Source organism: Nannocystis sp. RBIL2 (genome assembly GCF_026626745.1).
GTDB lineage: Bacteria > Myxococcota_A > Polyangia > Nannocystales > Nannocystaceae > Nannocystis.
This window is the reverse complement of sequence record NZ_JAPNJW010000001.1, coordinates 3127633-3147750: the sequence shown is the minus strand read 5'-3', so window position 1 is coordinate 3147750 and position 20118 is coordinate 3127633. Positions and strand designations below refer to the sequence as shown.

At 71.0% G+C, this 20118-nt stretch carries 16 protein-coding genes; 9 read left to right on the top strand and 7 right to left on the bottom strand.

All coding sequences use genetic code 11. The features are described from left to right. Positions 1-152: 152 nt before the first annotated feature. The 5 genes from OV090_RS12325 to OV090_RS12305 all read left to right on the top strand — a co-directional run bounded on the left by OV090_RS12325 (position 153) and on the right by OV090_RS12305 (position 5736). Positions 153-503, top strand: a complete 351-nt coding sequence (locus OV090_RS12325; RefSeq protein WP_267703798.1) for a hypothetical protein — start codon at positions 153-155, stop codon at positions 501-503. After that, entirely contained in the window at positions 500-2116 is a 1617-nt protein-coding gene (locus OV090_RS12320; protein ID WP_267703797.1) for a hypothetical protein, read from the top strand. Before OV090_RS12325 ends, OV090_RS12320 begins: the two co-directional genes overlap by 4 nt. 8 nt (positions 2117-2124) lie before the next feature. Beyond that, the gene (locus OV090_RS12315; RefSeq protein WP_267703796.1) at positions 2125-2910 is read left to right on the top strand and encodes a hypothetical protein; all 786 of its coding nucleotides are present in this window, start codon (positions 2125-2127) and stop codon (positions 2908-2910) included. A 764-nt stretch (positions 2911-3674) separates the two neighbouring features. Further along, complete coding sequence (locus OV090_RS12310) at positions 3675-5276, top strand: family 43 glycosylhydrolase (RefSeq protein ID WP_267703795.1); 1602 nt, start codon at positions 3675-3677, stop codon at positions 5274-5276. Between the two features lie 37 nt (positions 5277-5313). Then, a complete protein-coding gene (locus OV090_RS12305; protein WP_267703794.1) occupies positions 5314-5736 on the top strand; it encodes a hypothetical protein in 423 nt (140 codons plus the stop codon). A 52-nt stretch (positions 5737-5788) separates the two neighbouring features. On the opposite strand, the gene OV090_RS12300 is transcribed toward OV090_RS12305, so the two are convergent. Continuing rightward, positions 5789-6490, bottom strand: a complete 702-nt coding sequence (locus OV090_RS12300) for a TetR/AcrR family transcriptional regulator C-terminal domain-containing protein (RefSeq protein ID WP_267703793.1) — start codon at positions 6488-6490, stop codon at positions 5789-5791. Between the two features lie 64 nt (positions 6491-6554). On the opposite strand from OV090_RS12300, the gene OV090_RS12295 reads away from it, so the two are divergent. Together OV090_RS12295 and OV090_RS12290 are read left to right on the top strand one after the other, a co-directional pair. Further along, positions 6555-7589, top strand: coding sequence for an NAD(P)-dependent alcohol dehydrogenase (locus OV090_RS12295; RefSeq protein WP_267703792.1), 1035 nt, complete (start codon positions 6555-6557; stop codon positions 7587-7589). Positions 7590-7664: 75 nt separating this feature from the next. Beyond that, positions 7665-8027, top strand: coding sequence for a hypothetical protein (locus OV090_RS12290; RefSeq protein ID WP_267703791.1), 363 nt, complete (start codon positions 7665-7667; stop codon positions 8025-8027). Between the two features lie 91 nt (positions 8028-8118). Here OV090_RS12290 and OV090_RS12285 read toward each other — a convergent pair whose 3' ends face one another. From OV090_RS12285 to OV090_RS12260, 6 genes are all read right to left on the bottom strand, one after another. After that, positions 8119-8958, bottom strand: coding sequence for a DUF4123 domain-containing protein (locus OV090_RS12285; RefSeq protein WP_267703790.1), 840 nt, complete (start codon positions 8956-8958; stop codon positions 8119-8121). Next, a complete protein-coding gene (locus OV090_RS12280) occupies positions 8955-10013 on the bottom strand; it encodes a hypothetical protein (RefSeq protein WP_267703789.1) in 1059 nt (352 codons plus the stop codon). Before OV090_RS12280 ends, OV090_RS12285 begins: the two co-directional genes overlap by 4 nt. Next, positions 10010-12154: a PAAR domain-containing protein gene (locus tag OV090_RS12275; protein ID WP_267703788.1), complete on the bottom strand. Its 2145-nt coding sequence runs from the start codon at positions 12152-12154 to the stop codon at positions 10010-10012. Before OV090_RS12275 ends, OV090_RS12280 begins: the two co-directional genes overlap by 4 nt. A 3-nt stretch (positions 12155-12157) precedes the next feature. After that, positions 12158-14314, bottom strand: coding sequence for a type VI secretion system tip protein VgrG (locus OV090_RS12270; RefSeq protein ID WP_267703787.1), 2157 nt, complete (start codon positions 14312-14314; stop codon positions 12158-12160). Positions 14315-14559: 245 nt separating this feature from the next. Continuing rightward, entirely contained in the window at positions 14560-16269 is a 1710-nt protein-coding gene (locus OV090_RS12265) for a hypothetical protein (RefSeq protein ID WP_267703786.1), read from the bottom strand. Positions 16270-16292: 23 nt separating this feature from the next. Beyond that, a complete protein-coding gene (locus OV090_RS12260; RefSeq protein WP_267703785.1) occupies positions 16293-17426 on the bottom strand; it encodes a hypothetical protein in 1134 nt (377 codons plus the stop codon). 294 nt (positions 17427-17720) lie between these two features. On the opposite strand from OV090_RS12260, the gene OV090_RS12255 reads away from it, so the two are divergent. Together OV090_RS12255 and OV090_RS12250 are read left to right on the top strand one after the other, a co-directional pair. After that, positions 17721-18977, top strand: coding sequence for a cytochrome P450 (locus tag OV090_RS12255; RefSeq protein WP_267703784.1), 1257 nt, complete (start codon positions 17721-17723; stop codon positions 18975-18977). Between the two features lie 72 nt (positions 18978-19049). Further along, positions 19050-20093: a hypothetical protein gene (locus OV090_RS12250; RefSeq protein ID WP_267703783.1), complete on the top strand. Its 1044-nt coding sequence runs from the start codon at positions 19050-19052 to the stop codon at positions 20091-20093. Positions 20094-20118: the final 25 nt, after the last annotated feature.

The window sequence follows — 20118 nt, the reverse complement described above, 5'->3', positions numbered from 1 at the left end:
ATGGCGAGCCGCGGCGCGAGGCTGCGACGCGCGAAGCGACGCGCACAGCGTGGCCTGCGCGTCGCGGTATCGCGCGCCGTGCTCGCAGAACGCTGTAGGCGGACGCGGAGCCGTTCGCTATGGTCGAGCCCCGTCGCTCGGTCACGGTGCCCATGCTCAAGATCCGTCGTCCGCAGATCGAGGCCCTGACGAACCTGTCGCGCCGACGCTTGGTCGCGGGGGGGGTCGTCCACCTCCGCGACGCGCACCCCGAGCGGTGGGCCGAGGCGACGGACGAGGTTGCTGGCGCGTGGGTCGAGCGGCGGCTGGCTCGCGGGCTGCAACTCGGGCTCGTCGAGGAGGTGTCGCTGCTGCGCCACCTCGAGGTCGCGTCGCTGTTCGACGAGCGGTTCGCCGACTCCGACGACGCGATCGGGGTGCTGCACAACCTCGAAGAGCTGCAATCGTGGCCCGAGCCGATGGAGCTGCTCGCCAGCCTGTACGGGAGCCCGGCAGAGACATGACCCAAAGACCAGCCCCGAGACCCGCGCCGCGCAAGACGCCGCCGCCCGCCCTGAAGAGCAAGGCCGGTCAGCCGGCCAACAAGCCGTGCGCGACCTGCCAGAAGCAGCAGCCGCGCAAGGTCCCGCCGTGCGACTTCGACAAGCTCGAGTTCAGCTGCAAGCACTGCGGCGTGGCCGACAAGCGGGAGATCAAGAGCGTCGCGTTCTGGCTCGACCAGGGGCGCGGCAAGATCATGACCAACCAGGTCCACTCGCCGAACAAGCGCAACCCGCGGGTGACGGACAGGTTCGAGGTCATCGACGCCGACACGATCACGGTCAAGGCCTCCGGCGGCCCCGGCTACTCGCCCGGGCACCCGGCGTTGACGGTCCAGCCGCCGGCCAACCTCGGCCCGGCGAAGGTGCTGCGCGGGCCGGTCCACGAGGTCGCGGTCAGCTACGAGCCCAACTGGTTCAGGAACCGCCTCGCCAACATCACGCGCATCGGCTTCTTCGCGGGCCTGCGCCAGTTCTTCTTCCCGCCGCCGGCGGTGTGGGTGGTGACGATGGCGGCCTGCGGGGCCCGCCCGGCGCCGCAGCCCAAGGCGTTCTACAGCTGGAAGCACAAGATCGCGGTCTACCCGCCCGACATCTTCAAGATCGGCCTCAGCTTGCCCTCGGTGCGCAAGCGCGAGAAGGCCAGCTCGTGGGGTAAAGAGGGCAAGGTCAGCTACGACAACAACTCGAGCTCCGAGACGCGCGGCATGGCCCGCACGTCGCAGTCGACCAAGGAGGAGATGCGCACGAGCGGCAACACCGAGCTGTATCGCCGCACGGAGTCGTCCGGCAACCGCCACGACACGATCACCCAGACCCAGCAGCTCGGCACGATCCGCGGCCGCGACTACTCGTCCGACAAGTACGAGACCGGCGGCGCGGTCGACAGCCGCACGCTGGCGACTGCCAAGAGCTTCACGTTCACCCGCAACGGCAAGGACTGGACGCAGTCGTTCAAGGCCGCCGAGTTCATCGAGTTCGTGCTGAACCTGCGCAAGCAGATCCTCGGGCTCATCGAGTTCTTCAAGGCGCTCGGCAACAAGATGCCGAAGATCGGCTGGACCTTCTCGGTCGAGGTCGAGGTGTTCGCCGGCAGCCTCGAGTACGAGTGGGGCTACAAGGAGTGGCCGAAGAACCACACCGTCTATAAATACTACAAGGTCGAGGTGGCGCTGACGCTGGTGTCGGCGAAGGCCGAGATCGCGTTCGGCCTCGAGCTGCTGAGCGCGAAGGCCCAGGTGTACGGCGCGGTGACGGGCGAGCTCAAGCTGACGTTCTCGCGCGAGGCCAACCCCGACCGCACAGGGCCGGCCGGGACGGTGTCGGTGCCGCCGTCGGTCGGCGGCGAGATCGGGGTCCGCGGCGCGCTCGGCGACTGGGTCGAGGTGGTCGGCAAGATCAACGCCGGCTTCGAGGGCGCGGCGACGATGGAGCTGGGCCCGTTCTCCCTCAAGGCCAACTTCGACCTGTCCCCCGGCAAGGGCACCTTCACCGCCAAGAGCAAGCTCTTCTTCAGCGTGACCAAATCGGCCACGCTGTGGGAGAAGCGGCCGATCTGGTCCCGCACGATCCTGTGACGATTCCCGTGTCCACCGTCGATTATCTCAACGTCTCGATCCACGGCTACGCCTGCGAGGTGTTCGTCAACCGCGCGCCGATCCTGCGCACCCCGGTCGACGTGCCGTACACCGCGATCCCCTCGGTCAGCGAGTGGCTCGTCAGCGGCGACAACGAGATCGCCGTCCGCATCGACGCGATCGCGCCGCCGGCGGCGACCGCCGACCCGCTGTCGCCGCGCCGGCTGATCGTGCAGCGCTGCGTCGGCCCGCTCGGCGAGATCGTGCCCGCCGGCGAAGATCAACCGATCGACGGCCTCACCTACGCGCCGGCGCCCGACGACCCCGGGCCGACGCTGCCGCTGCGGATCGCCTACGAGTTCCGCCTGCCGCCGGGGCCGACGTGGGCGTGGCAGACCGCGGCGAGGCTGTCGCTCGACGCGGCGACCACCGCCGAGTTGTTGATGTTCCTCGACGCGCTGCACGCCGATCTGGTGCTGGGCGACATCCCCGGGCTGCTGTCGCGTCAGCGCATCAAGTTCGCCGAGCTGGCGCCGCTCTACGGCATGACGCCCGAGTCGGCGCGCGCGGGGCTCTTGCAGCAATTCACGGAGCTGTCGAAGGACGGGGCGTGGACGGTCGAGCCGCTGCGCCCGGACGACGTGGTGCTGCACCTGTGCTGCGACGGCCGCGTGGTCGAGCCGCGCACCCGCGACGACCAACCAGTGCTGCGCGGGCAAGCGGCCGACGGCAACGCGTGGTCGCTGCCGGTGTTCATCAGCCGCATCGACGGGATGTTCGAGGTGGTGCGGTAGGCTCGGTGTCCGTGCCGACGACCGTCGTCGCTGGCGGTCGACCGCTCGGCGGCAGCGGCGCCGCGGACGCCTGATCGTCGCTGTCCCCGCAGGTCTGCGGAGGAACAGTCGCCGAACTGTCTCGGAATGACTGCTGTGCCTCGCGATTGTCTGCGCACCGCGCGGCCGATTGCCGAGACACAGAGGGGGCATGGACCCCGCGATCGTCGCCCTTCCGCCTTCCCTCTTTTTTACCGCGGCTCCTGCGGTCGAGACGAGCGCCGCGTCGGACGAATCGCATGTCTCCAAAGCATGAGGCAGGAATCGACTGCTCCAAAGAGTGCAAGCCCGACTGCCCCATTGCATAGGCGAGCCATGCCTGCGCTCGTACCAATCCCTGCCGACCATCGGCTCGCTCGGCTCGCTCGGCCGCAGCGGCTCGGATTCTTGCCCACGCTGGCTTTTTGGAGGCGACGCGAGGTCTGGAAGATCGCCGGGCCCTGGACGGCCGCTTTCGTCTGTTCGTGGACCGTGCTCCTCGAGCTATTCGTCCGGGGACTCGTGCCCGCGTGGACGAGAGCCGTGATCGCTGGCGCTGGCCCGGTGTTGTTCGTCGGGTTCCTCGAGCGCTACTTGCGGGCTCGTCTCGAGCATCGACGGGTTCTCGCGCAGGCTGGTACGCCTCGGGTCTGAGCATTCCTGCATTTGGCGACTGATCGGGCTCCGCATGGGCTGCATCAGCGGACGTCCGAGGCGCGAGGCTGTGTTGGTTAGCATCCGCGGCGATGCATCCACGCAGCCTCGCGGCGCTCGTCCCTGTCGTCACTGTCTTCGCTTGCGGCGACCCGGATGCCTCGTCCGGGGCGACGACCGATGCGGCGACCACGACGGGCGCTTCCACGACGGACGCCTCCACCACCGCGGAGACCGGGACCACGGCGCCCACCAGCAGCGGAAGCCCGACCGAGGCCAGCACCAGCGAAGCGAGCGACGGCTCGACCGGCAGCGTCCCGCCGCCGCCCCCGCTGCCTGGCTTGCGGGCCGAGTATTTCGCCACTTACATCGACCCGGTCCTGTCGCGCGTCGACCCCGGGCTCGACTTCGTCTGGGGTCTCGACCCCCCTGATGCCTCGCTGCCGGCAGATCGCTACTCGATCCGCTGGACCGGCTCCCTGCTCGCGCCCGCGACCGGGACCTACAAGATCATCACCGAGACCGATGACGGCGTGCGCGTGTGGGTCGACGACGTGGTGATCATCGACGATTGGACCCCGCATTACGTCACGCGCAACGAGGCCACGGTCGAGCTCGTGGCCGGGGTGCCGACGCCGATCCGCGTCGACTATTTTGAAATCGACATCGAGGCGTCGGCCAGGCTGCTGTGGTCGAGCGATACGATCCCCGAGCAGGTCATCCCGGTCGACAACCTTCTCGCGGCCGATCCGCCGGCCGAGCTGGGTCCGCCCAAGCCGCCTTACGGCAATCCGGTGATCCCGTTCGATTGCCCCGACCCCGGGGTCATCGGCGTCGAGCAGCCGGACGGCCCGCACTTCTACATGGTCTGCACCGGCGGCTCGTTCCCGATCCGTCACTCGCGCGACCTCGTGCTGTGGAGCGACACCGGCGCCGCGGTGCTGCCCAACGGCAAGCCCGCGTGGGCCGCCAACGGCAATCGGAACTGGGCGCCCGAGCTGCACCGCGTGGCCGGCAAGTACGTGGCGTACTTCACCACGGTCAACGGCGCCAACGTGCTCAGCATCGGTGCGGCGTACGCCGACGAGCCGCTCGGGCCCTACGTCGAGACCGGCGGTCCGCTCGTCGAACATCCGCTCGGGGTCATCGACGCCAGCTACTACGAGGATTCCGGGACGCCGTATCTCACCTACAAGATCGACGGCAATTCGCAGGGCCAGCCGACGCCGATCTTCATCCGCCAGCTCACCCCGGACGGCCTGGAGTTCGCCGGCGCCGAGGTCCAGATCTTGACGAACGACCCCAACTCCTGGGAGGGCGGGGTCGTCGAGGCGCAGTGGCTCGTCCGGCGCGACGACTTCTATTATTTGTTGTACAGCGGCAACGTCTACGATCACCGCTACCGCACCGGCGTCGCGCGCTCGGCGTCGCTGTTCGGGCCGTACGAGAAGCTGGGCCCGCCGATCCTCACCAACAACGAGCGCTGGGTCGGCCCCGGCCACGGCACCTTGCTGCCGGTCGGCGGGCTCGATTTCTTCATCTATCATGCGTGGACGAACGCCGGGAACGGCACGCACGACGGCGGCGCGGGCCGGAACGTGCTCGTCGACCGCGTCGTGTGGGAGAACGGCTGGCCGCGGATCCACGACGGCTCGCCGAGCCGCTCGCTGCAGACCTGGCCCGGCGAGCCGTGAGCCGCGAGCGCCGTCCCACTCCGCTAGACTTCCCGCCGTGGCAGACCCAGTCGACGACCCTGCTGCGGAGGACAGCGAGCGCCGCCCCGGCGAAGCCTGGCTCGCGCACCAGGAGCGCCTCGCGCACCTCGCATCCGCGGCCGAGGGCCTCGGGCCCGAGCGCGGGGCCGAGCTGCTGCGGCGCGTGTGGGCGGCCGCGGAGTATCGCGATGTCTTGTGGCGGATCGCCAAGCTCGTGGTGACGTGGGGCGCGGACAGCGTCGCGTTCCTGCGCGCGAGGCTCGCGGAAGACCCCTCGCGCACGATCGGCGTGGTGGTGCAGGCGAAGTCTTACGGCGCGGAGGGGCTCGACGCGCTGCTGCCCGACCTTCGCGCGCTCGCTTCGGACCCCGACCCCGAGCTGGCGGATGCTGCGGCCGACGCCTGCGAATGGCTCGATGGCAGCCGCGACGGCGGCTGAGGAGCCTCGTATCGGCCCGAGCCTCGTTCGCGTGGGGGGTTCCGGCAGGGAATCAGACGGCGGCCTTGTTGCGCTCGAGCAGGCGCTCCAGGCCGTCGAGCAGCAGGTCGAGGGCGAACGTGAAGTCTTGCAGGCCGTCGTGTTTGCCGTCGATGACGAGGCGCGACAGCGCGTGCATGTGCGGGTACTGCTCGGGCGGGATGAGGTGCAGGAACTGCTGCGCGGCCGCAGCGTACTCGCCGGGCGCCAGCGGGAAGTTCAGCGCCTGCAGGGTGAAGCCGTAGATGTGGCTGTCGATCGCGTTCCAGGCGCGGTCGGCCAGCGCGTAGGAGAAGCCGGCGGCGTGCAGGCAGCCGATCGTGGCGTCGACGTAGCGGCGCATCGCCGGGCCGATGTTGAGGCACGAGACGACGAGCTGCGGGGCCCAGCGGTGGCGCAGCAGCACCGCGTGGGCCGAGACCGCGCGCCTGCGGATGGCGGCCTTCCAGTCGCCGCCGACCTCCGGCGCCTCGATCTCGCCGACCACGAGATCGACCATGCCGTCGAGGACGTCGTCCTTGCTGGTGACGTGGTTGTAGAGCGACATCGCCTCGACCCCGAGCGCCTGCGCGAGCCTGCGCATCGACAGTGCCGCCAGGCCCTCCTCGTCGGCCAGCTCCACCGCCGCCCGCAGGACCCGCTCGCGGCTCAGCGGCGCGCGCCGGGCCGGCTTGCCGCGGCGAACGGCGCGCGCCGGCGACTTCTTGCTTGACATACTTACGCTGTAAGCCACAATGCCCGAGCGGTCAACTTACAACGTAAGTACCGGCGGAGACGACATGACCACGACCCGCAGCGCGAGCGCTCCCATCCCCTCCCAGACGGCCGTCCAGGCCCTCCCTGCGACCATGCGCGCGGTCGTCCAGCCGGCCTACGGCGGGCCGGAGGTGCTGCGCATCGAGGCGGTCGCGGTGCCGGTCCCGGGCCCCGGCGAGGTGCTGGTGCGGGTGCACGCGGCGGCGGTGTGCAAGGGCGACGTGCACCTGCTGACGGGCAAGCCGTACCTGCTGCGCCTGATGTTCGGGCTGCGGCGGCCGTCGCATGGCGTGGCCGGGCAGGAGGTGGCGGGCGTGGTCGAGGCGACGGGTGCGGGCGTCACCGCGTTCGCGCCGGGTCACGCGGTGTTCGGCCAGGTGAAGCAGGGCTTCGCCGAGTACGTGTGCGTGCCGGCGACGCAGCTGGCGGCGATGCCGACGAACGCGAGCTTCGCCGAGGCGGCCGCGCTGCCCGTCTCGGGCATGACTGCCCTGCAGGGCCTGCGCGACACGGGCAAGCTGCAGGCCGGCCAGCGCGCGCTGATCGTCGGCGCCTCGGGCGGGGTCGGCACGATGGCGGTGCAGATCGCCCGGGCGCACGGCGCCGAGGTGACCGCGGTGTGCAGCACTCGACATGGCGAAAAGGTCAGGTCGCTCGGCGCCGAGCGGGTGATCGACTACACCCGCGAGGACTGGTCCGCTCGCCCCGAGCAGTACGACGTCGTGCTCGACCTGGTCGGCGACCGCTCGCTCGCAGCCTGCCGCTCGCGGCTCACGCCCACGGGCGTGTACGTGGCCTCGGCGGGCGAGGGCGGCGAGTGGTTCGGGCCGATGTTCCGCCTGGTGGCGATGTCGCTGCGGAACGCGCTCCCGGGGCCGCGGATGACCTCGCTGATGGCCGCGCCGCGGCAGGCCGACCTGCAGTTCCTGGCGTCGCTGGTCGAGGCGGGGAAGTTGCGCCCGGTGATCGAGCGGCAGTTCGCGCTCGCCGAGGCTGCGGCGGCGCTGGGGCACGTGGCCGCGGGGCACACCCAGGGCAAGGTCGTGATCGCGGTGTGACGGCGCGGTGGTCGAGGCCGCGGCGCGCGATCGCGGGCCTCGACCGGCTGGGTGACATCGACGAAGCTGTGCGAAATGGATTCCGACCTGGAGGCTCGGCGCGCCCGCGCGAGCCGCTGCACGCAGATCGCGGCGGGCCTGGCCGGGGCGCACCTGCTGCTGTGGCTGTTGCTGGCGCCGGTGCTGCGCGAGCCCGGCGTGACGCTGATGCTCGCGCCGGCGGTCGCCCAGGCGGCGGGGGGCGTGGTCGCAGCGATCGCCGGCGTGCGGCTGTGGCGGGCCGATCGCGCGGCGCTGGTGCGGGGCCCGGCGCTCGCGGCGGTGCTCGTCGGGCTGGTGGTGACGATCGCGGCGCCGCTGATCTGGATCGGCGGCGGCGTCAGGGCCTCGCTGCACGGCCTCGACAAGATCGACATCCCGTCGTTCAACTCGCCGTGAACTGCCGGGTGTCGATCTCGTCGGATTGAGATGATCTATCGGACATGTCTTGAGGGACATGACCGAAGAGATCTGCGAGATCTCGGGGTCCTCAGCGGGCGTCGATGCGCCACCAGCCGGTCGGGCTGTCGAGGTCCTCGCCGAGGTGGCTGCGGACGACGCCTCCGAACCACTGGGTCAGCTCGGCCGGCGTGCAGCTCTCGAGGTACACGCGCAGCACGTCGGGGTCGTAGAAGCGGAAGTAAGTCGCCTCCGGGGTGCCCTCGCGCTGGACCAGCAGGAACTTGCGCAGGTGCTGGCGGATCTCGAACAGCGAGCGGTCGCTGACCAGCAGCATGCCCCAGCGGTAGCCCCAGCCCTCGCGGATCAGATCGGCGCACAGGCGCGGGTCGGCCGACAGCGAGACCACGTGCGGCGCGGCGTCGGCGAGGCGGGCGCCCTCGACGCCGTCGAACAGCGAGCGCCACGGCGCCACCGACTCGCGCACGAGCTCGGCGATGCGCGGCTCGGCCGCCGTGTCAAGGACGGCGAACAGCGGCCCGGAGACGCGCTGCAGGGCCGTCAGCGCCGCCTCGGCTGCCGCCTCGTCGGCGGGCTCGCGCGACCACGGGGCCGGCGTGAGCGCCTCGACGTGGAAGATCAGGTCGACGCCGCCGACGCGGATCCACTCGCCGTGGCCGAGCGGCGCCGAGGTCGTCACCGCCTGTCCCGAGAGCAAGGTCAGCGCCGGGCCGCCGAGGTGGCGCAGGCGGGCCTCGGCGCCGTCCCACTCGACCGCGGCGTGCGCAGGGGCGACTGCAGGATCGTCGAGAAAGAGTCCGGCCTGCGGGTCGCGCCCGATCGTCAGGCTCTGGCCGGGCGAGACGATCGCCTTCGCGCCCTGCTGCGGGCCCCAACACAGCTCGAGGATGCCGCGCCGGGCCGCGTTCATGCTGTCCCTTCGGGCAGGTTCCACAGGACGATCTGGGCCGTGCCGCGCTCGAACGCGAGGAAGCGCTGCGGGCCCGACCACACCGCGCCCTGCAGGCCGCGCGAGGGTCCGAGGTCGAGCAGCAGGCGCGGGCCCGTGGCCAGCAGCATCCAGGTGACGCCGCCGGTGGCGACCCTGACGTCGAGCGCGTCGCCGGCGGGGGCGAAGGCGCCGAAGCCGACGTCGCCGACGGCGTGGAGCTTGGCGAAGCGGCGCACCTCCGGCGCCCCGGCCCGGCCCCACGTGACGCGGTGGAGCGTGAAGTCGCGGACGCCCATCATATCGGCGGTGCAGGCGGCCAGCACCGCGAGCGGCTGCGACGGGTGGATCCGCAGCGCGTGCACCTCGGAGGCGCCGGCCTCGGCGAGCGCCTCGCGGGCGGCGCGGGCCAGCGGGTGATCGGCGAGCGGCTGCATCGCGGCGTCGAACACCGCGAGGCCGCCGTCCTGGGCGATCGCCACCACGTCGGCGCCGGCCGCCCAGCCCTGGCCGGCGTCGCGGGCTTTCGGCAGCGGTGCGGCGCCGAGGCGGCGCCCCGCGGCGAGGTCGAACACGTCGATGCGACCGAGCACCAGGCCGCCGTCGTCGTAGCGGCTGGTGTCCTCGACCTGCACCGCCAGGCGGGTCTCCTGTCCCGAGAGCCACATGCCAGCCAGCAGCGCGTCGTCGTCGCGGCCCATGCGGAGCTGGCGGGTGACCTTGTGGTCGAGGTCGTAGCGGACCATGCGCCGGCTCTGCAGGTAGGTGCAGACGCGGCTGAGCGTCGCCGGGTGGACCCCCGTGAGCTCGCCGCTGGCGATCGCCGGGACCACGTCGAGGTGGTGCTCGCGGATCGCCGCGCCGTGCTCGTCGACCTGCAGCGAGCACAGGGCGTTCTCGTAGGAGATCACCGCGGCCGCGGCGGGCGAGCCGACCGGCACCACGCAGGCGACCAGGGCGTCGTCGAGCGGATAATCGTGGAAGGCGACCGCGAGCAGCTCGCGGCGCTCGACGTCGGGGCCGGGCTGGACGATCAAAGCCAGCCCTCCGGGCCGGTGAAGCGCAGCGGGCCCTGCTTGACCGCGTTCTGCATGCGCGACATCCGGGCCTTGTCGCACGCGGCCGCGAGCACCTGGTGGCGGCGCTCGAGGTCGGACAGCATCTTGGCCTTGTCACCGCCGTCGAGCTTGCCGATCGCGGCGGTGAGGTTGTCCTTGAGCTTGTCGACGATCTTGTCGAGCCGGTAGAACTTGATGGGGTTGATCAGCGCGAACTGGTGGAACAGGAAGTGCGCCGACCACTGGCCCTCGAGCGCGGTCGAGACCTCCTCGAGCGCCTTGATGGTCTCCTCGTACCACTTGCGGTAGCCGTGCTTGTCCATCAGGATCATGTACCAGTCGGTGCCGAACATCAGCTTGTCGACCATGTACGGGTAATCGCGCAGGACATCGACCAACTGCTGCCAGTAGGGCACCTCGTCGCCGGCCCACGCCTTGTACTTGTTGAAGATCGGCAGGTAGGACAGGTCGGTGTAGAAGTTGGGGTATTCCCCGCACAGCTCGACGATGCTGCGGATCCAGCTCTTGGCGTAGATGGTGTCCTTGGCGTCGACCGAGGGCATGGCCTTGCTGGCGAACGGCGACTCGGGCCACAGCTCGTGGATGTTCTTGTAATAACGCGAGCCGTTGCGGCCGATCGCCCACTTCGTGAACTCGCGCAGCTCGGCGCGCGTCAGCGTCGGCTTCTTGAAGTCGGCGACCGAGTCGCGCCACAGCTTGTCGTCGGAGGCCCAGTGGGCCAGGCACAGCCGCATCGACGGGTTGTCCTGCATCACCAGGCGCCACGCCTCCGGATGCACGAAGTGGTCCTGGAAGTACTGCATGCGCTCGCGGTCGTCGAGCGAGCCGTCGATCGGGTGCTTGTACTGCTCGCGCACCTCCTCGCTGGCGAGGTCGATGTAGAGCTTGCGGTGGTGGGTGTACCAGCCCTCCGGGGTGCAGTGGGTCTGGAGCGGCAGGTCCTCGCTCGCCAGCCGGCTGAAGAAGGCGCGGGTGACCTCGCCGGTCTGCTTGCCGCGCTCGGTCGACTCCTTGGGCATGTAGCCCTGCGAGGTGTACATCTTGAGGCCGACGTAGAGGCCGCCGCTCTCGACCAGGTTCTTGAACGGGGCGTCGGCCTTCTCCAGCTTGATGTAGCGGCGCGGCTCGTAGTGGTAGAGCGGGAGCAGGCGCAGGGGGTTCTGCGCGGCCACCATCTCGGTGCGGCGCCGCTGCTGGCGCCACGTCTCGAAGCAGTTGGAGCGCTGGTCCTTGAGGTAGCGGTCGAACTGGCGCGAGCTGTCGATCGGGCCCTCCTGCGCCTGCAGCTCGGTCTCCTCGTGGTCCATCGGCAGGTCCTCGTTGCTGTCGAGGTAGACCCGCCGGCAATCCTCGTAGCGCTGGGTGCCGTCCTTGCGGTTGGCGTACCAGCGCCGGCCCTCCTCGTCCTCCTGATAGATGTGGAGGCCCTCGTAGGCGTCGAGGTGGCAGAAGTCCATGTCCATCGTCAGGACGATCGAGACGCCGACGAAGTAGCCGCCGGCGCCGCCGGCGAGGAAGTCGATGCCGTTGTTCTCGCTGATGAGGCGCTCGCCGACCACGTGGGTCGGCTCGGGCGCGACCTCCCCCATGTCGCCGACCATCAGCGAGCTGAGGAGCGGGACGCCGGCCATGAAGTTGACGGTGCCGCGATCGATGCGCAGGCCCATGGCCTTGTCGCGCAGCGGCGGCAGCGGGGCACAGTTGCCGCTCTGGATGTGCATGTGCGCGTCGATGATGACCGGCGGGAAGCCCTCGAGCTCCGGCGGCCGCTGCTCGTACGGGCACTTCTCGCAGAACGGCTTGTCGGTCTTGAGCGCCTCGGTCTGCGCGGTCGAGCCGATGAGCACCGTCGGGCAACCCTGGGCGACCGCGCCGCCGTGGGCGGTGCTGTCGCCGATGCGCGCGGCCGGCATGTTGCCGAAGATGACCGTGTTCTCGCCCTGGGCGATGAGGTCGGGGCCGCACGGGCAGATGAGGCCGTCGCCCAGGCGGGCCGCGGGGACGTTGCCGACGATGATCGTCGCGTCGCCGACGCAGATCGGCCCGCCGCCGTGCACGGGGCAGGTGTGACCGTCCGTGATGCGTGCGCTGGGAGGCATGGCTCAGGTCTCCGCTCCGCGGTCGGCCGGGCGCGGCGACACGGGCTCGGCCGGCTTGGCGTCCTCGGGGGCGATCGGGGCGCAGCCGCTGCCCGCCAGCGCCGCGCCGCCGCTGTTGACCTTGACCAGGCGACCCTGGATCACCACGCCCGAAGCGTCGATGGTGATGAAGCCGCCGGGGCCCTTGACGGTGATGCCGGTGCCGGCCTCGATGACGATCGTCGGCGCCTTGACGTGGACCTCGGCGCCCGACTCGAGCGCGGTCTTGCTGCCGACCTTGACGTGCGCCTCGTCGCCGACGGTCAGCGAGGTGGTCTTGTCGACCTTGGCCATCGCCGAGCCCTCGACGTGGTCGTGGCGGTCGACGCGGACCAGAGTGTACTGGTGCTTGTCGACGATGACGTGCTGGTTGCCGTCGCCGTCGATGCCGCCGATGTGCATGTAGGCGTCGCCGCCGACGTGCTCGTGGCGGTGGCGGTCGACGCGGACGTGGCGGTCGCGCATCACCAGCTCGTTGAAGTCGCCGACCTTCTCGCCGTTGACGGCGTCGCCGACCCGCAGGTGACGGTCGTGCAGGACGTTCTCCATCCGGTCGTGCTTGACGTGGATGTCGAGGTCGCGCTCGGCGTGCATGAAGATCTGCTCCGAGCCCTTGCGGTCCTCGTAGCGGAACTCGTTGTAGCCGCCGCCGCCGAGCGAGCTCTCCGACTTGATCGTGCTCTTGGTCTTCTCGGCCGGCAGCGGGTAAGGGACGGGGTTGTTGCCGTGGTAGACGCGGCCGGTGATGATCGGCTTGTCGGGGTCACCCTCGAGGAAGTCGACCAACACCTCGTGGCCGATCCGCGGGATGAACATGGCGCCCCAGCCGGCGCCGGCCCACAGCTGGCTGACGCGGATCCAGCAGCTGCTGTGATCGTCGAAGCGACCCTGGCGGTCCCAGTGGAACTGGACCATGACGCGGCCCTGGTCGTCGACGTGCACTTCCTCGCCGGGCGGGCCGACGACCACTGCCGACTGCAGGCCGCGCACGAACGGCCGCGGGGTGCTCCGCGGCGGGCGGTAGATCGTGGCCTTCTCGATGCAGGTGAACCGCGCCTCGTAGACGAAGGCGTTGCCGCTGTTGGCGTCCTGGTCGAGGACCTGCGGCTGCTCGCCGCGGTGGCTGACCGTCAGCAGGGTGTAGTCGCCATTGAGCTCGCTGCGCCGGTGGTTCGTCAGGGTGAAGGTGAAGCCGGGCACGAGGCGCATGCAGTCGCCCTTGCCGGCACCGCTGCGGCGGGTGGCCTGCAGCATCTCGAGCCGGTTCTTGGCGATGCCCGGCCCCTTGTCGGGGTCGTTGCCGGTCGGGAAGCGGTACTCGCCGGGGTAGTCGTAGACCTCGAGGTCGGTGTCCTGCTTGGCCTCGGCGCGCACCTCCATACCCTGCTCGGGGGTCGGGAAGTAGAAGTCGCGCAGGCTGGCCTTGCCGGAGCGGATGGCCTGGCCGAAGCGGAACTCGTGGATGTGCTCGCGGTCCTCGACGTGCCCGTCGGCGCTGTTCCACCACACCTGCGGGTCGCCGGCGATCGGCCGGTGCGTGCCCTTGTGGTCGGACATCACGAGCACGTGCTTGTCCTCGTCGTGCTCGAAGTAATAGAAGAGGCCGTCCTCCTCGAGCAGCCGGCTGATGAAGTCCCAGTCGCTCTCGCGGTACTGCACGCAGTAGTTCCGCGGGGCGTACGAGCCGACGACGTCGAAGCGGTAGGCGTTCGGCTTGAAGCCGGCCACCTCGAGCACCGCGCGGATGATGTCGGGCGTGCGCTGCTCCTGGAAGATCCGGCAGTCCTGACGCAGCGTCAGCCGCCACACCCGCGGCACCACGGTGACGGCGAACAGCGCGAACTCGCGGCTCTCGCCGACGTACTCCGCGTGGGCGACGATGCCGTGGACGAACCGCGGCTCGTCGACGCCGGCGATCTCCAGCACGCCGGTCTTGCCGACCAGCTGGTCGACCTCGAGCATGTGCGGGCACGCGAGCTCGAGCCGGAACTCGTACAGCGTACTGACGCCTTCCTGGCCGGTGAACCGCAGCACGCGGGTCTCGGCGTCGGCGCCGTCGATGGTGAAGGTGTAGACCGGACGATTGCCGATCAACGCGAGAATAGTTGCGAGCGCTGCCATCCGACCCTCCCGACCACCGCGGACTTTTTTTCGCCGAACGCGGCCGCGACGGTAGCCGAGGTCCGCCCGCGGGAGCAAGGCGAGAGATGTCGTAGAACGCCGTTTTTGCGCGCGAGAATGGCCCTCGGCGCGATCTCGGCGCCGGGGTCCGCCTGGCCTTGCGCGGCGGCGGCGGTTGTGAGCGGCGCGGTCACCTGTCGCGCACGACATGACCCTCAGGTCATTCGTCCGGCGGACCTCGGACGTCAGCGGTAATGACCGCGGCGGCCCTCGACGTGCTTGCCGACCACGGTGAGCGCGGTGATCCGGTCGAGCTGCTCGAGCGGATCGGCGAGCGGACCGTCGACCGCGACGCGGATCGAGCCGGCGTCGACCACGAGCTCGCTGGCGCCCGGCCACAGCGGGGCCAGGGGCAGCTCGGTGTCCGGCGGGGCGTCGGTCTCGGCCCGCCACACGAGGTGGTGCCGGTGATCGATCGGGACGCCGGGGCGGGCCTCGAACAGGGTCCGCCGCGGGCGGCCGCGGGCGTCCCAATCGGTGCGCACGGCGATCGCCACGCCGTCGAGGGCGCCGGTCAACGCCATGCCGGCGCGCTGCAGGCGGCCGCCGAGCTGGCCGGCCGCGCGCTCCCACGCCGGCACGGACGCGGCCATCGCCGCCGGGGCGGGCATCGCCTCGCGCGCGACCGCCAGGGCCGCCGCGATCGCCTTGACGTCCTCGATGAACCGGCGCAGCGCCGCGGCGTCGCGCCCCGGCTCGTCGACCTCGAACACCAGGCCGCGATCGTCGGCGGTCCGCGGCGGGCAGCGGTCGAGATACTTAGAGACATGTTGATTAAGACATGTCGTTTGCGACATGTCTCTTCCGACCAATCGTGGAGGGGCGCCGGCGAGGCCGAGGCCGAGGCCGAGGTCGGGGGTGGCGAGGCGGGCGACGGCCACCGCGCCGCGGCCGTCGACGTGCTCACGGGAGATCCGCAGGGTCGCGCCGGCGACGGCCCCGTGCATCGCTCCCGGCTCGAAGGCGAGGCCGCAGCGGGCGGCGACGTCGCGCCACAGCGCCTCGACGCGGCGGGTGCCGACGGCCGGCGGGGCGCGCTCGCCTTGCAGCGCCGGCTCGCGGCGGCCGACCATGGTCAGCGGGATCCACACCTCCGGGTCGCGCGACCACGGGACGTCGACCTTCGCGTGGAGGTACCAGGCCAGCGCGACGCCGCCGTGGTCGAAGCCGGCGACCACGCCCTCGGGCATTTGCAAGGTGAAGCCGAGCGGCTCGGTCTCGCGCAGGCGCTCGGCCGGCAGGGTCCAGCGGCAGACCTCGCGGCGGTGGCTGGTGCGGCCGAGGAAGCCGTCGGCGCTCTCGAGCGCGACGAGGGCCAGAGTGGCCTCGCGGTAGGCGTGGCGCTGCGGGTCGGCGAGGGCGATCGCGCCGCGCAGCGGCTCGCCGGGGCCGACGACCGTGGTGCCGAGCGAGAGTTCGAAGTCGGGCGACTCGCCCTGGGTCGGGCCCGAGGCGAACACGCTGGTGGCCGGCGGGCTCGCGGTCTCGGCCGGCGCGCTCTCGACGTGGGCGACGAAGGCGGCGCGCGCGTCGGGCCACCACGGCACGCTGGCGTGGACGTGATAGGTGTACGAGATCCGGTACGAGCCGCCGCTGTAGCTGACCGGCGCGCCGGCGGGCAGGCGGAAGGTGACGCTCCACGAGTGCTCGCCGACGGCGAGCGGCCCGGCCTCGCGCACGCGGGCGCGCTGGCGCAGGAACTCGACCACGCGCTCCTCGGTGCCGCCCTCGCCCTCGCGGAAGCGGTCGAGCGCGCCGCGCAGCTCGACGTCGACGAACTCGAGCGGCACCTCCTCGCGGCAGAGCAGCACCACCCGGGCGACGAACGGCTGGCCCGCCACCACCACGCGCGGGGTGTACAGCTGGATCCGCGGCCGGCGGCGGAGGAGGGGCACGCGCTCAGGATAGCGGGCCGCGGTCAGCCCGGGAACAGCGCTTCGAACGCGTCCCACGTGGCGATGTCGGTCGCGCGGACGATGGTCTCGGCGACCTCGCCGCCCGGGCCGGCGATCTGCCACACCACCGCGACTGTGTCGCTGGTGTCGCTGCCGGCGACCAGGAGGCGATCGCCGACCCACGAGCGGGCCAGCGACTGCTCGACGGCCCGAGTGTTCTCGTCGCCGGTCTCGCGGGTGCGGTGGATCTGCAGCATCACCGGGCCGAGGCTGTCCTGCGACAGGTAGCGGAAGCCCTCGGGCGGCGCCGGCAGGGCGAGGTCGATCGCCGAGAAGGCGGCGTCGATGCTGTTGCCGCTGGCCAGCGCGTACGCGGTCGACGTCGGGAAATCCTCGTAGAGGGCGTCGACGGCCCCCATGCCGCCGCGCTGGAACGCGCTGAGGACGTAGTGGGCGCCGTAGATGTACTGGAACAGCGACATCGCCTCCCCCCACGTCGCCGACCGATCGGCGAACTTCTCCCGCACCCCGTCCATCGCCTCGAGGTAGGAGAAGCGCTCCGCCAGCTCGCCGTAGTCGAGCTCGCGGGCCCCCGCCATGCCGGCGAAGAGGGTCGCCTCGCCGGCGAACAGGGCCGACAGGCCGCTCTTGCTGTCGAAGGTGCCCCCCTCCGTCAGGAGCAACCCGCTCAGGTCGGACTCGCGGTCGCGGTCGGCGAGCGCCAGCGCGTAGAGCAGGCCGTACAGCTCCGTGTCCCGCCGGGTGCGGTCGGCGACGACGATGATCGTGTCGCTCGTCGCATCGTAGGCGATGTGGGGCGCGACGACCGGGGTCGGCGCGGGCTCCTTCCACTTCGAGGGCCATAGATTCAGCAGCGCGTAGGCGCGCACGTGCTGGTCCCACAGGCGCTGCTCCGCGGGCGTGCGCGGCGGGGCCGGCGGGTTGGCGTCGGCGTATTCGTCGGCGGTCATGACCTCGATCTGCGGCAGCGGATGATCGGTGCCGCGAATACAGGCGATCACCGCGTGGGCGTGCTCCTGGCAATCGACCTCGCGGACGTCGCAGCTGCTGGCGGAGCGCAGGAGGCAGGATTCGGGCTCTTCGGTGCCGCAGGCGGCCGCGGCGAGCAGCGAGATCGCAAGGGGGGACGCGCGCATCGCCGTGGATGCTATCACGGCCGCGCTCGCGGCCGCGGACCCGAATCGGACAGCGAGCTCGTTGCGAGCGGTGCGCAGCGTGGACGTCGTCGTAGCGACCGCCGTGGCGAAAATCACCCGTGACGCGGTGATCCGCGGCGGCCTCGCGCGATCGGCCGGCGCACCCTGCTGCGCTCGTGGTTTCACGCGCCGGCGAATGTTCGGCGGAGCCATGCTCACGGGCTGCTCGCGGCCGATGCGGGCATGCTGTCAGCCCTGCTTCGCGCCGGTATTCCCGGCGCGCGAGGAACTATCATGCCCACTGACTCCAATTCGAGCGCGCCCAATTTTGCCCACACGTTCAATCCCTTCGACGGCGAGCAGCACCGCGATCCGTTCGCGCTGTTCGAGCAGATGCGCCGCGAGCAGCCGGTGTTCTGGAGCCCGGCGCTCGGGATGTGGGTGGTCAGCCGTCACGCCGAGATCTGCAGCGTCCTCCGCGATCCGGAGCGCTTCACCTCGCTCGACGCCTACGCCATCGGGGCGGAGTTCACCCCGGAGGCCGGGGCGCTGCTGGCCACGGGGCACCCGCTGACGCGCACGCTGCTCGACAACGACGGGCTCGAGCACGCGCGCCTGCGGCGGATCGTCGGCAGCGCGCTGAACGGCAAGAAGGTCGAGCAGTGGCGCCCGCGGATCCGCGCGCTCGCGAGCGAGCTCCTCGACGGCTTCGTCAGCGCCGGTCGGGTCGACATCGCCGCAGCCTTCGCCGAGCCGTTCCCGCTGCGGGTGATCCTCGACATGCTCGGGGTGCCGCTGGCCGACCTGCCGCAGATCAAGCGGTGGAGCGACGACTGGTTCGAGCTGCTGTTCGCCCGCGTGCCGCCCGAGCAGCAGGTCGCGCGCGTCGAGAGTTACCTCGAGTTCCAGCGCTACTGCGATCGCATGATCGACGCGCGCACGGCGAACCCGGGCCAGGACGCGCTGAGCGAGATGCTGCAGGCCGGGCGCGCGGAGCAGGTGCCGCCTTCGCGGGCCGAGCTGATCTCGCTGATCAGCGGGGCCTTCATCGCCGCCGGCCACGAGACGACCAGCCGCATGCTCTGCAACACCCTGCGCGTGCTGCTGACCACGCCCGGCGCGTGGGCGGCGATCGTCGCCGACCCGGGCCGGATCGCCCGCGACCTCGAGGAGGCGCTGCGCGTCGAGGGCACCGCGCTCGGCATGCTCCGCGTCACGACCGCGGAGGTCGTGCTCGGCGGTCAGACCATCCCCGCCGGCGCCCGCGTGTACGTGCTGTACGCGTCCGGCAGCCGCGACGAGGACCAGTTCCGCTGCCCGGCGCAGTTCGACCCGGCGCGGGCCAACGTCATGGACCACCTCGGCTTCGGCCGCGGCGCGCACTACTGCGTCGGCGCCCTGCTGGCGCGCGCGCAGGCCCGGATCGCGCTCGAGCTGTTCGCCGAGCGCCTGCCCGGGCTGCGCCTCGCGGCCGAGCCGGCGCCGATCTACCGCTCGCACGTGACGATCCGCGGTCCGGTGTCGATGTGGCTCGAGTGGGACGTCGCGTGATTCGTCGACCCCATTGATTCTCAGCGGACCGCGGGGTGGCCGGGTCGTGGTCTTTTCGATATCCTGCGGGCCATGCTGCCCCGGTCCCGCACTCATCTTATTCTTGTCGCGCTCCTGCTGCTCCCGCTCGCATGCACGGAGCGCCCGAAGGGCGATTCTGCCACCGAGCCCGCGACCGCCGGCACCACGGACACGGCGCCGACAAGCACGATGGGGGCGTCGACCACCGGGCAGATGCCGCAGCCCACGTCCACGGACGCGACCACAACCACGACCACGAGCGGCCCCGACGCCACCACGGGCCCGGCCACGGGACCGGTCACGGACGCGGCCACGGACCCGACCACCGGCGATCCGACCACGGTCGACCCGGTGACCTCGACCACGAGCACCGACGCGACGACGGACGCGCCTGGCACGACGGACGCGCCCCCGGATGAGAAGTGCGACATCTGGACGCAAGACTGCCCCGAAGGGCAGAAGTGCATGCCGGTCTCGCTCGACGGCGTGCGAGGCAACGAGGCCGCGCGGTGCCGTCCGGTCGTCGACGACCCGGATGCGCTCGGCGAGCGATGCACCGTGCTCGGCACCAGCGGCGAGGGCCTCGATACCTGCCCCGAGGGCCAGTTCTGCTGGCGAAACAATATCGGGAAAGCATTCGGCACGTGCCTGGCCCTGTGCACGGGCTCGCCGGAGGACCCGACGTGCGCGGAGCCCGGGCTCGTGTGCGAGCATTTTCATGCCATCACGAACCTCTGCGTCCGTCATTGCGACCCGCTCGCGCAGGACTGCCCCGGCGACGACCTGTGCGTGCCGGACGACGTCGGCGATGACCAGGCCTTCATGTGCCTCGACGACGCCAGCGGCGCCAAGGGCCAGACCTTCGACTCCTGCACGGAGAGCAACACCTGCGACGCGGGCCTGAAGTGCGGCTCGCCGTTCATGATCCCCGAGTGCAAGGGCGATCCCGAAGGGGGTTGCTGCCTGCCCTACTGCGATCTCACGGCCGATCCCGACGTGTGCCTCGACATCGGCCTGCAGTGCCTCCAGGAGCTCCAGGGAGACGTGCCGCCCGGACTCGAGGATGTCGGTGTCTGCGGTAGGCCGCCGTGGTGACCCGCAGCGATGATGATGGCCGAGC